The organism is Pseudomonas sp. Z1-14 (assembly GCF_051132005.1).
GTDB lineage: Bacteria > Pseudomonadota > Gammaproteobacteria > Pseudomonadales > Pseudomonadaceae > Aquipseudomonas.
Genome location: NZ_CP071646.1, coordinates 5,494,857 through 5,508,139 on the forward strand (window position 1 = coordinate 5,494,857; position 13,283 = coordinate 5,508,139).

The following is a 13,283-nucleotide window of genomic DNA, read 5'->3' on the forward strand; positions in this document are numbered from 1 at the left end:
GAGCTTGCTCGCGATAGCGGTCTGTCTGAAAAGATAATGTTGAATGTAACGCCGTCATCGCGAGCAAGCTCGCTCCCACAGGGGATGGTTCACGTCAGACCCGTCGAGGCACGGTATGATGGCGACCCGGTTCGCGGCGGCAACAACCCTGGCGATCAACCCATTTATTCGAGGAACAGAGATGACCCCCTGGCTGACCGTAGTGGGCATCGGTGAAGAGGGCTTCAAGGGCCTGGGCCGAACGGCCCGCCATGCATTGCTGCGGGCGTCGCGGATACTGGGCAGCGCCCGTCAATTGGAACTGCTGCCGCTGTGTATCCGCGGCGAGCGGGAGTTGTGGCCAAGCCCGTTCTCCCTGGAACCGCTGCTGGCTCGACGGGGCGAGCCGGTGTGCGTGCTGGCCAGTGGCGATCCGATGTTCTATGGCGTCGGCGCCAGCCTGGCGAAACAGCTGCCGGCCGAGGAAATGCAGGTCATCCCCGCGCCATCCTCCTGCTCGCTGGCGGCGGCGCGCATGGGCTGGCCGTTGCAGGAGGCGGTCACGCTGTCGCTGGTGGCCCGCCCCCTGGCAGCGCTCAATGCGCACTTGTCCAGTGGCGTCAGGCTGTTGCTGCTGAGTAACGACCGCCACAGCCCCAGCGCCGTGGCGATGCTGCTGCGCGAGCGCGGATTCGGCCCGAGCGCCATGACCGTGCTGGAGCACTTGGGCGGTGCGGCAGAACGACGGATCGACGGTTGCGCTGCGCACTGGTCCGATGAGGCGGTCGCCGATCTGAACCTGATCGCCATCGAATGCCGCGCCGATCCGTCGACGCAGCGCCTGTCACGCCTGGCCGGCCTGCCGGACAGCGCTTTCGAGCATGACGGCCAGCTGACCAAGCGCGACGTGCGTGCCGTCACCCTGGCTCGCCTCGCCCCGACCCCCGGCGAGCTGCTCTGGGACGTCGGCGCCGGCAGCGGCTCGATCGGCATCGAATGGATGCGCGCCCACCCCAGTTGTCGAGCCCTGGCCATCGAAGCCGACGAAGGCCGCCAAGCCTTGATCGAACGCAACCGCGACACCCTTGGCGTGCCCGGCCTCCAATTGATTCGCGGCAGCGCCCCGCAGGCGCTGGAGAATCTGGAGCGTCCGGACGCGGTGTTCATCGGTGGCGGCGTCACCCGCGAAGGCGTGCTTGATGCCTGTTGGGCCCGGCTCAAGCCTGGCGGTCGGCTCGTCGCCAATGCCGTGGCCCTGCAAAGCGAGATGACACTGATGAGCTGGCGCGAACGCCACGGCGGTGAGCTGACCCGCATCCATGTCGCCCAGGCCCAGCCTTTGGGCGCATTCGATACCTGGCGCCAAGCCTTGCCAATCACCTTGCTGGACCTGACGAAACCTCTCGATGCGTGACGAAACCGCCGAGCAACCCGCCCCCCTGCGCAGCGGCCTGACCACCGGCAGCTGCGCCACGGCCACCAGCCTGGCGGCGGCGCGACTGCTGCTGTGCGGCACCGAGGCCGATGCCGTGGAAATATTCCTGCCCAAGGGCAAGCAGGTGCAGATGCGCCTGGAGTTCTGCCGGCTGACCGAACAAGGTGCCGAGGCCGGAACGATCAAGGACGCTGGTGATGACCCGGACGTGACTCATGGCGCACTGTTGTTTTCCCAGGTGCGCCTGATTGCCGAACCTGACGTGCGTTTTGTTGCCGGTCGTGGCGTCGGCACGGTGACGCGACCGGGACTGGTCCTGGCTGTCGGTGAGCCGGCGATCAACCCGGTGCCGCGCAAAATGATCAACGATCACCTGGGTCGCCTGGCCGAGGAAAGCGGTTATGCCGGGGGGTTCGAAGTCACAGTCAATGTCGAGGGCGGCGAAGCCCTGGCGCTGAAAACCATGAACCCGCGACTGGGCATCCTCGGCGGTCTGTCGATCCTCGGCACCAGCGGCATCGTCCGGCCGTTTTCCTGCGCAGCCTACATAGCGTCGATCCACCAGGGCATCGACGTGGCGAAAACCAACGGCTACCTGCACATCGCCGCGTGCACCGGCAATGCCAGCGAAGACACCATGCGCCGGGTCTACAACCTGCCGGAAATCGCCCTGATCGAAATGGGCGACTTTGTCGGCGCCGTGCTCAAGCATGTGCGCAAGGTGCCGGTGGAAAAGCTCAGTCTTTGCGGCGGCTTCGGCAAGATCAGCAAACTCGCCGCCGGACATATGGACCTGCACAGCCGCCATTCAAGCATCGACCTGCCACAACTGGCCAAATGGGCGGCGGCAATCGGTGCCGATGAGAGGTTGCAGCACGACATTCGTCAAGCCAACACCAGCCAGCAAGCCCTCGCGATGGCCAGCGCCGTCGGCATCGCCCTCGGTGATGCCGTGTGCGAGCACGCGCTGGCCTTCGCTCGCAGCGTGGTCCCGGCCCAGGTCCAGGTCGAAGTCTTCGCCATCGACCGTCAGGGCGCAATCGTCGGCCACGCTGGAGCCTTTAAATGAAACGCATCCTGCTCCTCGGTGGCGTCACCGAGGCCCTGGCCATCGCTCGCACGCTCGGCCCCGAGCACATCTACAGCTTGGCGGGCATCGGTCGCGTCCCCACCGACCTGACCTGCCAGGTACGTGTCGGCGGCTACGGCGGCGCCGAAGGCCTGGCGCAATTCATTCGCGCCGAGGGCATCGACCTGCTATTGGACGCAACCCACCCCTACGCCGCGCAAATCAGCTACAACGCCGCCCGTGCCGCCCGCGCCTGCGCCATCCCCTGCTGGGCCCTGCGCCGTCCGGCCTGGCGCCCACGGGCCGGCGATGACTGGCGCGAAGTGGCCGACTGGGCCGAACTGATCCAGGCCTTGCAGCCTTTTCGCCGCCCCTTGTTCACGCTCGGCCGGGAGCCGCTGCAGCATCTGCATGAAATCCCCGCCGAACAGTTCTGGACCCTGCGAGCACTGGACGTTTACCCCGGCAACGGACGCTGCGAAGTCATCGGCGCCCGTGGGCCGTTTCACATTGACGGTGAACGCGAACTGTTCGAACGGCGACGAATCGATGTGCTGGTCAGCAAGAACAGCGGCAGCACGGCCACCGAGCCGAAGCTGGAGGTGGCCCGGGAGCGGGGGGTGCCGGTGCTGGTGTTGAAGCGGCCGGTGTTGGCGGGGGTGGATCGGGAGTTTTGGACGCTTGAAGCAACACTTAAGGCGTTGGCGCTTCCGACCGGATGAGACAAGATCGCTGCCTTGCATGAACAGTAACCTATTTGTTACCTTCAGGGCCGCGCATGATCAAACTCGAAGAGTATCTGCAAGACAACGACACTAGCCCTTTCAAGCGTTGGTTTTCCAGCCTGGACGCCCAAGCGGCCTTCAAGGTCTCTAATGCATTGATGCGCCTGGAGCTGGGCAACACGTCAAATATCAAGTGGTTCGACGGATTGGGCGAGTTCCGTATCAACTGGGGTCCAGGTTATCGGATTTACCTGATCCAAGAAGGAAAGCGCCTGATCATCCTGTTTGGCGGGGGTGACAAGTCCAGTCAGAAAAAAGACGTCAAGCAGGCGAAAATGCTTGTTGCCGAATTCCAGGTCCGAAAAAAAGCAGAAAGGCACACGAGGTAACGCAATGGCTCTCACACGCAGCTACAAACATACAATTGCCGAACGCGCCCAGCGAGATCCTGAGTTTGCCCAGATCCTGCTGGACGAGGCCGCAACCTTGTTTTTAAACGGAGAACCCGAGATGGCGAGGATGATTCTTCGCGATCTTGTTAACGCCACCGTGGGATTCGAAGAACTGGCAAAGGAAACGTCCAGACCCAGTAAAAGCCTGCACCGGATGCTTTCAGCCAAAGGTAATCCAAGCATGGATAACCTGGCCGCGATATTTGCGGTCATCCGTACCACTTTGGGAGTCGACATGCAGGTACATGCCGTACCGGCGCATTGAGGCTGCCCGAACGGGAGGCATCGGGTGTGTTCCAAACAAGAAGCAAGACTACTTATTTAAAAAGCACCCATTTGAAAATCCATTGCTACTGTTAACACCAGCCCTGCGACCCTACACCGCACGTGGCCTTTTTACTTCTCGACACCGATCAGGCTAAATACCGCCACCTGATCGCCCAACCGAGCGGATTGCCCCATGTCCCGACAACGGCTTGCATTTGCCTGGATCGCCTGCTTCGCAGTGCTGTTCAACATGCTTGCCATGCCGCTTTCCAATAGCGCCGGTGCAGCCGCCAGTACGCCAGCGGAACAAATGCTGTGGGGCAGTTTCTGCTCATCCAGCGGCACGAAGATGCTGGCGGTTTCCCTGGGCAAGCTGGAACAAGGCACGCCACAGAAAGACAATCACTCGACGATGCAGCATTGCTGGTGCTGCTCAGGCCCGGCACCGCTGATGGCGCTCGCCGGGCACGCCCCGCAGTTGTATCTGGACGCACAACGGGCCGATCGCGGTACGGCCCACGCAAAGCTCGACAGCCCGACCCCGCGCCAGCAATGGCCCAGCCTCAATCCCCGTGCTTCGCCTCTGGCCTGATTCTTCCCGCATGAAACTGCGTCCTGAATCGTTCCGGAGAATTGCCATGTTGAACCGACTCATCCTGCTGGCCGCCCTGCTGCTCCCGGTTGGCTTCGCCCAGGCTCACCAGTACAAGGCCGCCGAGCTTGAGATCGCCCACCCGTGGTCCCAGGAGTTGCCACCCAACGCGCCAACCGTGGCCGCGTATTTCGTGATTCACAACGGCGGCGCCACCGCCGACAAACTGCTCGGCGTCGACTCGCCGATTGCCGGCAAGGCCGAGCTCCATGAGCATGTGATGCAAAACGACCTGATGAAAATGCAACCGGTGCCCGTCGTCGCCATCGCCCCCGGTGCGACCGTCACCTTCGCGCCGATGGCCTATCACGTGATGTTGCTGGACCTGAAGGACCGCAGCCTGCTCAGCGACGGCAAACGTTTCCCCATGACCCTGCATTTCGAAAAGGCCGGGGACGTGACGGTGGATGTCGCGGTGCAGAAAAAAGCACCCGACGGCACCAAGACACACCAGCACGCCCAGTAGACGTAGCCGCCCATGCAACCTCGTCGCGCCAGCCCGTCCAGGCACCGCCGTCAGCCCATGAGCCTGACACGCGGCAGTTGGATCAGCCTGTTCGCCATGCTGATGATCTTTATCGGACCACTGGTTTCCCAGTCGATGCCGATGGATCAGCGCATGTCCATGCCTGTGTCCATGAGCATGGATATGGAGATGAGCATGGACATGCCGGTGCATGAAGCGCCGGCGGCCGAGCACTGCGCGCCCCAGAGCGAACACCACGCGTTATGGGAAAAATGCGGTTATTGCAGCCTGCTGTTCAACTGCCCGGCGCTGCCTGGCGGCCACACATTCGCCGTCTTCGACACCCCTCCCAGCCACACCTACACCAGCCCTTCCCCGCGCCTGGGTCATGCACGGACGGCGTTCTTTCCGGGCGCCCGCACCCGCGCACCGCCACTCGACGCGTAAGCCCGCACCTGCTCACCCGGTCGCAAAGGACAGCCCAACGCTGCCCTGGACACGGATGAGTGCCTGACAACGCAGGCAAGACCTGACACCTGACCTTGTGGCGAGGGAGCTTGCTCCCGCTCGGTTGCGTAGCAACCGCAAAAGCCAAGGGCCGCTGCGCAGCCCAGCGGGAGCAAGCTCCCTCGCCACGGGGTCTGTGCTTAGTCAAGGCTCACCTGCTATCGGCTGCCCGGCAGCCGCACAACATGACAACCGAATTTGCCCTGCGGAGCGCTTTGCAATGAGCCAACCGAAACCTAATTTCTACAACCTGGCCTGGCGCTGGCATTTTTATGCCGGGCTGTTCGTGGCGCCGTTCATGGTGATGCTGGCCCTGACCGGGATCATCTACCTGTTCAAGCCGCAACTCGATCCATTGATGTACGGCAACCTGCTGAACGTACCGGCCGGGCATCACAGCCTGGCGGCGGACGACCTGCTCAAGCAGGTCCGCCAGGCCTACCCCGAAGGCCAGGTCAAACAGTACCTGCCGCCGATCAACGCCGAGCGCAGCGCGCAATTCGTGGTGATCGACAAGGGTCGGGAGCTGAATGTGTTCATCGACCCGTACCACGGCGACGTGCTCGGCGAGCAGGACGCGAAAGACAACCTGCAAGCCATGGCCCGGGCGATTCACGGTGAATTGCTGATCGGCACCGTCGGTGACCGGCTGGTGGAAATGGCTGCCGGCTGGGGCGTGGTGCTGGTGGTTTCCGGACTGTACCTGTGGTGGCCGCGCGGGCAATCCTCGGCCGGTGTGCTGTGGCCGCGCTGGAGCGCTCGCGGTCGGGTGTTCTGGCGCGACTTGCACATCGTTGTCGGTTTCTGGGGCGCGGCGTTCCTGTTGGTGATGCTGCTCAGCGGCATGACCTGGACCGGCTTCTGGGGCAAGCAGTACGCGGACCTGTGGAACCGCTTTCCGGCGGCGATGTGGAACGACGTACCGAAGTCCGACATCGAGGCCGGCAGCCTCAACAATGCCCATCGCCAGACCGTGCCCTGGGCGGTGGAGAACACGCCCATGCCGATGTCCGGTGACCACGCCGAACACATGGCCCACGGCGGCATGCACGAAGGCCCCGCCGCACCCACCGTCAGCCTGCAAGCGGTGCAGGACATCGCCACCGGGCGCAAGGTCGAGCCCGGCTACAGCATCACCCTGCCAACGACCGCCTCGGGCGTATTCACCATCGCCGTGTTCGCCGATGACCCGCGCAACGACGCAACCCTGCACGTGGACCAGTACACCGGCAAAGTCCTGGCCGACGTGCGCTGGGAGCACTACAACCTCGTTGCCCGCGCCACTGAAACCGGGGTGATGCTGCACGAAGGCAAGATGTTCGGTCCGGTGAACCAGATCATCGTCCTGCTGATCTGCCTGATGATCCTGCTCAGCGCCGTGAGCGGAATGGTGATCTGGTGGAAACGCCGGCCCCAGGGCAAGTTCGGCGTGCCGCCACTGCGCCACGACCTGCCGACGTGGAAGACCGGTGTGTTCATCATGTTGGCCCTGGCGGTGGTGTTCCCGTTGGTGGGGGCGTCGCTGGTGGTGGTGTGGCTGTTGGACCGGCTTGTTACCCGGTTCAATCGCCAGCCTGAGGCCGCTTCATCTTCAAGCTGAGAATTGCGCGTTAACGGAAAGCGGCGCGAAAGCTCTACAATCGCGCCCGCCTTCCAAACCTAAACACCATCCCTGTGGGAGCGAGCTTGCTCGCGATGGCGGCAGTACTTCAACAATGATGCAAGCTGAACCACCGCTATCGCGAGCAAGCTCGCTCCCACAAGGGACCCGCGCGCCGCCCATGATTCGAGTAAATGCATGACCTCGCTAACCCTCTCCCACCTCGCCTGGACACCGTTGGGCCATGGCCACTGCCATCACCAGTTCCAACTGCGTGATGCCACGTTGCAGGTGGCGGCCGGGGAATTTGTCGGGTTGATCGGGCCCAACGGCAGCGGCAAGACCAGCCTGTTGCGCTGCGCCTACCGCTTCAGCCGGCCAGAAAGCGGCGAGGTCAGACTCGAACACCACAACGTCTGGAAACAGCCCTCGCGCTGGTGCGCCCAACGCATCGCCGTGGTGCTGCAAGAGTTTCCCGACGCCTTCGGCCTGACGGTGAACGAGGTGGTCGCGATGGGGCGCACGCCGCACAAGGGTCTGTTCGATGGTGACAATCAGGAAGATCGCCGACTGATGCTCCAGGCATTGGAGTCGGCCGGGCTTGCAGGCTTTGGCGACCATGCATTCGCCACGCTCTCGGGCGGTGAGAAGCAACGGGTGATCCTCGCACGCGCCCTGGCCCAGCAGCCGCAGTTGCTGATCCTCGACGAACCGACCAATCACCTCGACCCGCGCTATCAATTGCAGTTGCTGCAACTGATCAAGGACCTGGGCATCGGCACCCTCGCCAGCATTCATGACCTGAACCTTGCCGCCGCGTTCTGCGACCGCCTGTACGTGATCGAACACGGGCGCATCGTCGCCAGCGGCACGCCCAGGGACGTCCTCACTGTCGACCTGTTGCGCGAAGTGTTCGGCGTCGCGGCCCTGGTGGACGAACACCCGCTGGCCGGCTACCCACGAATCACCTGGATAACCCAACCATGATCCTGCGTCCCCTGCTGTTGCTTCCGTTATTGCTGGCAAGTTTGCATGTCCAGGCCGAGGCCAGCCGCTACCCGCTGACGATCCAGAGCTGCAACCGCCAAGTGGTGTTCAACGAGGCCCCTCGGCACGCCCTCAGCCATGACATCAACATGACCCAGATGATGCTGGCCCTGGGGCTAAAGCCACGCATGGTTGGCTACAGCGGCATCAGCGGCTGGAAATCGGTGACGCCGGACATGGCCAAGATCCTCGATGGCCTGCCGGAACTGGCCGCCAAATATCCCTCGGTGGAAACCCTGCTCGACGCCAACGCCGATTTTTTCTTCGCCGGTTGGGACTACGGCATGCGCGTCGGCGGCGACCTGACTCCGCAGACCCTGCAGCCGCTGGGCATCAACGTCTACGAACTGACCGAGTCCTGCGCGTTCGTGATGAAACGTCCGGCGGCCTCGCTGGAGGACACCTACAACGATCTGCGCAACCTTGGAAAAATCTTCGACGTCCAGGATCGCGCCAACGCGCTGATCGCCACGATGCAGGCCCAGGTGGCCGAAGTGCGCAAGCACCTGCCAACCCGACAACCGCGGGTGTTCCTGTATGACAGCGGCGAAGACCGGGCCATGACCTCCGGCCGCCTGGGCATGCCCCAGGCCCTGATCGACGCGGCCGGCGGGCGCAACATTCTGGATGACGTGGATACCAGTTGGACCCGCGTCAACTGGGAGAACGTGGTAGAGCGCAATCCCCAGGTCATCGTGATCGTCGATTACGGCGAAGTCAGTGCCGAGCAGAAACAGCAATTCCTGTTGAGCAACCCGGCCCTGCAATCAGTCGATGCGATCAAGCACCGGCGCTTCGTCGTGATCCCTTACGTGCAGGCCACGCCGGGTATCGATAACGTGCTGGCGGTGCAAACCCTGGCGCGGGGTTTCCACGGCCAATGAACGATCGTCGCTATGGTGCACTGCTGCTACTGCTCGGCGCGCTGCTACTGGTGTCGTGCGTGGTGTCGCTGGGTTTCGGGCCGGCACGGATTCCAGTGGCGGTGGTCTGGGATCTGCTGCTGCACAAGGCCTTCGGTGTCGGCGAGGTGCATTGGACGCCCGGCCAGGAGCATATCGTCTGGCTGATCCGCGTCCCGCGCCTGCTGCTCGGGGCGCTGGTAGGCGCAGGGTTGGCGTTGATCGGCGCGGTGCTGCAAGCGGTGACACGCAACCCGCTGGCCGATCCGCACCTGCTTGGCGTCACCTCCGGCGCCACCCTCGGGGCGGTCATCGTGGTGTTGCATGTCGGCGAGATCATCGGCCTGCTGACCCTGCCTCTGGCCGCCTTCATCGGCGCGCTGTTGAGTATGTTGCTGGTGCTGGCCATCGCTGCCCGCCAGGGCCGCCTGGAGAGCGATCGCCTGCTGCTCTGCGGCGTAGCGGTGTCGTTCGTGATGATGGCGGCGGCCAACCTGCTGCTGTTCCTCGGTGACCATCGCGCCAGTTCGGCGGTGATGTTCTGGATGCTCGGCGGCCTGGGCCTGGCACGCTGGGAACTGCTCGCGGTGCCAGCCGCCAGTGTGCTGCTGGGGCTGGTGTTGCTGCTGGGCATGGCCCGGCCTTTGAACGCGCTGATGGCCGGGGAGCAGACCGCCGTGACGCTGGGGCTGAACGCGGCAAAGGTGCGATTATGGATCTTCCTGATTGCGTCGCTGATGACCGGCGTACTGGTGTCTATCAGCGGCTCGATCGGTTTTGTCGGGCTGATGGTCCCGCACATTGCCCGGCGCCTGGTGGGCGCCGAGCATCGTCGGCTGCTGCCGGCCTGCGTGCTGCTCGGCAGCCTGTTCCTGGTGTGGGTGGACGTGGCGGCTCGCACGCTGATCGCGCCGGAGGATTTGCCGATCGGGGTCGCTACAGCCGCTATCGGTGGGCTGTTCTTTATTGGTCTGATGCGCCGTCGCTGAAAGGGTGCTTCTTCTTGTACACGCCGAATAGCTCGGTACCAAGGCCGCCATTTCGAAAATGCTCCAGCTCCGCTCGAACCATATCAATGACCAACGCCCGGTCCTCGGCCTTAGCAAGATTAAAATTTCCACTGTAGGCGAGATTGACCATTCGCCAGAGGAAGCAGTTGGTACGGTAAACATCTACCGGCTTGAGCCAACGTTCGAGGAGCGCGTTAATTTCCTCACTTCGAATACCCTCGAAGCACCCGATCGAGTGGTCCTTGTCTGGAATGACAGCATCGACAACCTGGGTATCGGCGTTTAGCCGGTAGCGTGCCGGCAATGCCGAGAACGCGGCATCAGCCGCAATTATTGCCTCAGGCCACAAGCGATTGCCATTGCGCCCCACGGCCTCACCCACACTCCAGAACTCGCCATCGTTTTTCAAACTATGGGAGATAAAGAGCATCACTTTTTCCAGCTCGATCAAATGGTGCAATGCCGAGACGCAGATAATAACGTCCCACTGTTCACCGGTAGGCACCAGGTTATTCGCATCGGCCACGATCAGATCGAGGCCGACCCCTGAAGAAAACTGCTTCGCCGCGATGTGAAGCAGGTCTTCATTGATATCCAGCAGTGACCATTCCACGCCTTCCGGAACAGCGGCCGACAAACCAGCTTCTATCCGCGCGGCACCACTGCAGATCGACAGGACTTTTATTGCACCGTGATCCCTGACTTTCCGACGTAGCCTTGCTTGAAAGTCGGGCGGCGTTTGCGGGACGTTCGCCCTCAGCATACGAGTGGCATAGGAGTAGGCGACCTCTCCTTCAAACGGTTCCAGAATCACCATCTCGGACCGGGCACCCTGCCCTTGCGCCGGAGCCAGTCCATTCAATCGGCGAAAGTTGCGAGCAACGCCCATGGCCGCTTCACTCTGTCGCTCCTGAACGCTCGAGTAAAACTCGTTCCGGTAGACGCTACTGAAATGTGCTATCTCGTTTTTCACGCGCATCTGATGGTGTGTTTTCGCCAGGAGAAGCTTCATCACTCCTTCCCTGGCAACGCACAAGTCAGCTATCGCCAACCAGTCGGCTGTAGGGTCATTTTTTGCCCCTGGCCCGCACGTTACCAAGAGACGGCCACGTTTCCCCGCCAACCAAGCCAGATCCAGATCGACCGACCGCCATTCCGACGGCGTGGATCCTCCGCAAATATGAAAGATCCCGAGTGGGAGTTCGGTTTGACCTGGGTCATGGACAAAAACAACTGAACACGTGAGCCCGTCGACACTGATGCCTGGCAGCGCTGCCGAAAAACGAATGTAGAGTCTGGAATCGGAAAACACATCCAGCTGGCTACTTCGCAGATGTTCCCCGGCGGTGAGAATCAGCGAATATCTCGCTTCTCGCAAATGCGTCACGTGCATCCATTGCGGATGCTCGGCCGATTTGACTTCAGGCAACACGGCGAATGCTGCCGTCTCGTCGAGAAGAAAATAGCTTGCAGCGCCAGAGTCAGTATTCAAACGGCTTTCCTTACTTCGCAATGGCAGAAGAGTCAGCATAGTCGGGCGGGCGATAATTTCACCTTGGGTCAACCTCATCCGCGCCCCAATGCGGAGCGCCATCCTGCACCAGCATCAGCGATGTGGTCGCTGATGGTGCATCGTCACTTCCCTCTCTCGCCGTCGACCCCGCATTTCAAAGCTTTTCCCCGACCGGGCACACCCCTTGCAAAAGCGCTTTCAGCGTTTGCATCTGCCATCCAGAAAAACATAAAGACCACGGAGATCGCACAATGAAGCGTCGTAGCTTGATCAAGGCTTTTACACTCTCGGCAAGCATTGCCGCGATGGGCATGGCCTGGACCGTCCAGGCCGCCGAGACCATCAAGGTCGGCATCCTGCATTCGTTGTCCGGGACCATGGCGATCTCCGAAACGTCCCTCAAGGACATGGCGTTGATGACCATTGACGAGATCAACGCCAAGGGTGGCGTGAACGGCAAGAAGCTTGAAGCGGTGGTCGTGGACCCGGCATCGAACTGGCCGCTGTTTGCTGAAAAGGGCCGCCAGTTGCTGACCCAGGACAAGGTCGCCGTGGTGTTCGGCTGCTGGACCTCGGTGTCGCGCAAATCCGTGTTGCCGGTGTTCGAAGAACTCAACGGCCTGCTGTTCTATCCGGTGCAGTACGAAGGCGAAGAGATGTCGCCGAACGTGTTCTACACCGGCGCGGCGCCAAACCAGCAGGCGATTCCGGCGGTGGAGTACCTGATGAGCGAAGAAGGCGGCAGCGCCAAGCGCTACTTCCTGCTGGGCACCGACTACGTCTACCCGCGCACCACCAACAAGATCCTGCGTTCGTTCCTGCACTCCAAAGGCGTGGCGGACAAGGATATCGAAGAGGTCTACACCCCGTTCGGCCACAGCGATTACCAGACCATCGTCGCCAACATCAAGAAATTCTCTGCGGGCGGCATGACTGCCGTCATCTCCACGGTCAATGGCGATTCCAACGTACCGTTTTATAAAGAGCTGGCGAACCAGGGCTTGAAAGCCACCGATGTACCGGTCGTGGCCTTCTCGGTGGGCGAAGAGGAACTGCGCGGCATCGACACCAAACCGCTGGTGGGTAACCTGGCGGCGTGGAACTACTTCGAATCCGTGGATAACCCGGCGAACAAGAAGTTCGTCGATTCGTGGAAAGCCTACGCCAAGGCCAAGAACCTGCCGGGCGCCGACAAAGCGGTAACCAACGATCCGATGGAAGCCACCTACGTCGGCATCCACATGTGGGCGCAAGCAGTGGAAAAAGCCAAGTCCACCGATGTCGACAAAGTCCGCGAAGCCCTGGCCGGCCAGACCTTCGCCGCGCCGTCGGGCTACACCCTGACCATGGACAAGACCAACCATCACCTGCACAAGCCGGTGATGATCGGCGAGATCCAGGCCGACGGTCAGTTCAACGTGGTCTGGCAGACCGAAGGGCCGATCCGCGCGCAACCGTGGAGCCCGTTCATCGCCGGCAACGACAAGAAGCCTGACTATGCGGTGAAGAGCAACTGAGCCCATGGGTGTCGGTCCGAGCACGACGCTCAGGGCCGACACAACTCCCTTGTGGGAGCGGGCTTGCTCGCGAATGCGGAGTGTCAGTCAAAGTTGTTCTGCCTGGCCCACCGCCTTCGCGAGCAAGCCCGCTCCCACAAAA

At 62.1% G+C, this 13,283-nt stretch carries 14 protein-coding genes; 13 read left to right on the forward strand and 1 reads right to left on the reverse strand.

The annotated features are described in order from the left end of the window. Positions 1-181: 181 nt before the first annotated feature. From cbiE to J3P89_RS25325, 12 genes are all read left to right on the forward strand, one after another. Positions 182-1,393, forward strand: a complete 1,212-nt coding sequence (gene cbiE / locus J3P89_RS25270; RefSeq protein WP_434695990.1) for a precorrin-6y C5,15-methyltransferase (decarboxylating) subunit CbiE — start codon at positions 182-184, stop codon at positions 1,391-1,393. Then, positions 1,386-2,483, forward strand: coding sequence for a cobalt-precorrin-5B (C(1))-methyltransferase (locus tag J3P89_RS25275; RefSeq protein ID WP_434695991.1), 1,098 nt, complete (start codon positions 1,386-1,388; stop codon positions 2,481-2,483). The genes cbiE and J3P89_RS25275 overlap by 8 nt, the downstream gene beginning before the upstream one ends. Further along, positions 2,480-3,205 carry a cobalt-precorrin-6A reductase gene (locus J3P89_RS25280; RefSeq protein ID WP_434695992.1) on the forward strand — a complete coding sequence of 242 codons (726 nt, stop codon included), beginning with the start codon at positions 2,480-2,482 and terminating at the stop codon, positions 3,203-3,205. Before J3P89_RS25275 ends, J3P89_RS25280 begins: the two co-directional genes overlap by 4 nt. A gap of 56 nt (positions 3,206-3,261) precedes the next feature. Then, positions 3,262-3,597, forward strand: coding sequence for a type II toxin-antitoxin system RelE/ParE family toxin (locus J3P89_RS25285; protein WP_434695993.1), 336 nt, complete (start codon positions 3,262-3,264; stop codon positions 3,595-3,597). A 4-nt stretch (positions 3,598-3,601) separates the two neighbouring features. Further along, positions 3,602-3,925 (forward strand): DNA-binding protein, encoded by a 324-nt coding sequence (locus tag J3P89_RS25290; RefSeq protein ID WP_434626323.1) that lies wholly within the window; start codon positions 3,602-3,604, stop codon positions 3,923-3,925. Between the two features lie 195 nt (positions 3,926-4,120). After that, complete coding sequence (locus J3P89_RS25295; RefSeq protein ID WP_434569951.1) at positions 4,121-4,519, forward strand: DUF2946 domain-containing protein; 399 nt, start codon at positions 4,121-4,123, stop codon at positions 4,517-4,519. Between the two features lie 46 nt (positions 4,520-4,565). Then, positions 4,566-5,045: a copper chaperone PCu(A)C gene (locus J3P89_RS25300; RefSeq protein WP_434695994.1), complete on the forward strand. Its 480-nt coding sequence runs from the start codon at positions 4,566-4,568 to the stop codon at positions 5,043-5,045. A gap of 57 nt (positions 5,046-5,102) precedes the next feature. Then, positions 5,103-5,492 carry a DUF2946 domain-containing protein gene (locus J3P89_RS25305; RefSeq protein WP_434698056.1) on the forward strand — a complete coding sequence of 130 codons (390 nt, stop codon included), beginning with the start codon at positions 5,103-5,105 and terminating at the stop codon, positions 5,490-5,492. A 280-nt stretch (positions 5,493-5,772) separates the two neighbouring features. Next, positions 5,773-7,152, forward strand: a complete 1,380-nt coding sequence (locus J3P89_RS25310) for a PepSY-associated TM helix domain-containing protein (protein WP_434695995.1) — start codon at positions 5,773-5,775, stop codon at positions 7,150-7,152. Between the two features lie 198 nt (positions 7,153-7,350). Then, on the forward strand, positions 7,351-8,139 hold the full coding sequence (locus tag J3P89_RS25315; protein WP_434695996.1) for an ABC transporter ATP-binding protein: 789 nt from the start codon (positions 7,351-7,353) through the stop codon (positions 8,137-8,139). Continuing rightward, complete coding sequence (locus tag J3P89_RS25320) at positions 8,136-9,083, forward strand: ABC transporter substrate-binding protein (protein ID WP_434695997.1); 948 nt, start codon at positions 8,136-8,138, stop codon at positions 9,081-9,083. The genes J3P89_RS25315 and J3P89_RS25320 overlap by 4 nt, the downstream gene beginning before the upstream one ends. Continuing rightward, a complete protein-coding gene (locus tag J3P89_RS25325; protein WP_434695998.1) occupies positions 9,080-10,090 on the forward strand; it encodes a FecCD family ABC transporter permease in 1,011 nt (336 codons plus the stop codon). The genes J3P89_RS25320 and J3P89_RS25325 overlap by 4 nt, the downstream gene beginning before the upstream one ends. Here J3P89_RS25325 and J3P89_RS25330 read toward each other — a convergent pair. After that, positions 10,065-11,603 carry a class I SAM-dependent methyltransferase gene (locus J3P89_RS25330; RefSeq protein WP_434695999.1) on the reverse strand — a complete coding sequence of 513 codons (1,539 nt, stop codon included), beginning with the start codon at positions 11,601-11,603 and terminating at the stop codon, positions 10,065-10,067. The two genes, J3P89_RS25325 and J3P89_RS25330, sit on opposite strands and share 26 nt — an antisense overlap. 272 nt (positions 11,604-11,875) lie before the next feature. Here J3P89_RS25330 and urtA point away from each other — a divergent pair, with 272 nt between their 5' ends. Continuing rightward, entirely contained in the window at positions 11,876-13,141 is a 1,266-nt protein-coding gene (urtA, locus tag J3P89_RS25335) for an urea ABC transporter substrate-binding protein (protein WP_434696000.1), read from the forward strand. Positions 13,142-13,283 lie beyond the last annotated feature (142 nt).

What these genes read in the sequence shown, in the direction of transcription:
- J3P89_RS25325 (WP_434695998.1), top strand. Translation starts at nt 9,080, where the DNA reads ATGAACGATCGTCGCTATGGTGCACTGCTGCTACTGCTCGGCGCGCTG.
- J3P89_RS25310 (WP_434695995.1), top strand. Translation starts at nt 5,773, where the DNA reads ATGAGCCAACCGAAACCTAATTTCTACAACCTGGCCTGGCGCTGGCAT.
- J3P89_RS25285 (WP_434695993.1), top strand. Translation starts at nt 3,262, where the DNA reads ATGATCAAACTCGAAGAGTATCTGCAAGACAACGACACTAGCCCTTTC.
- urtA (WP_434696000.1), top strand. Translation starts at nt 11,876, where the DNA reads ATGAAGCGTCGTAGCTTGATCAAGGCTTTTACACTCTCGGCAAGCATT.
- J3P89_RS25315 (WP_434695996.1), top strand. Translation starts at nt 7,351, where the DNA reads ATGACCTCGCTAACCCTCTCCCACCTCGCCTGGACACCGTTGGGCCAT.
- J3P89_RS25295 (WP_434569951.1), top strand. Translation starts at nt 4,121, where the DNA reads ATGTCCCGACAACGGCTTGCATTTGCCTGGATCGCCTGCTTCGCAGTG.
- J3P89_RS25305 (WP_434698056.1), top strand. Translation starts at nt 5,103, where the DNA reads ATGAGCCTGACACGCGGCAGTTGGATCAGCCTGTTCGCCATGCTGATG.
- J3P89_RS25280 (WP_434695992.1), top strand. Translation starts at nt 2,480, where the DNA reads ATGAAACGCATCCTGCTCCTCGGTGGCGTCACCGAGGCCCTGGCCATC.
- J3P89_RS25320 (WP_434695997.1), top strand. Translation starts at nt 8,136, where the DNA reads ATGATCCTGCGTCCCCTGCTGTTGCTTCCGTTATTGCTGGCAAGTTTG.
- J3P89_RS25275 (WP_434695991.1), top strand. Translation starts at nt 1,386, where the DNA reads ATGCGTGACGAAACCGCCGAGCAACCCGCCCCCCTGCGCAGCGGCCTG.
- J3P89_RS25300 (WP_434695994.1), top strand. Translation starts at nt 4,566, where the DNA reads ATGTTGAACCGACTCATCCTGCTGGCCGCCCTGCTGCTCCCGGTTGGC.
- cbiE (WP_434695990.1), top strand. Translation starts at nt 182, where the DNA reads ATGACCCCCTGGCTGACCGTAGTGGGCATCGGTGAAGAGGGCTTCAAG.
- J3P89_RS25290 (WP_434626323.1), top strand. Translation starts at nt 3,602, where the DNA reads ATGGCTCTCACACGCAGCTACAAACATACAATTGCCGAACGCGCCCAG.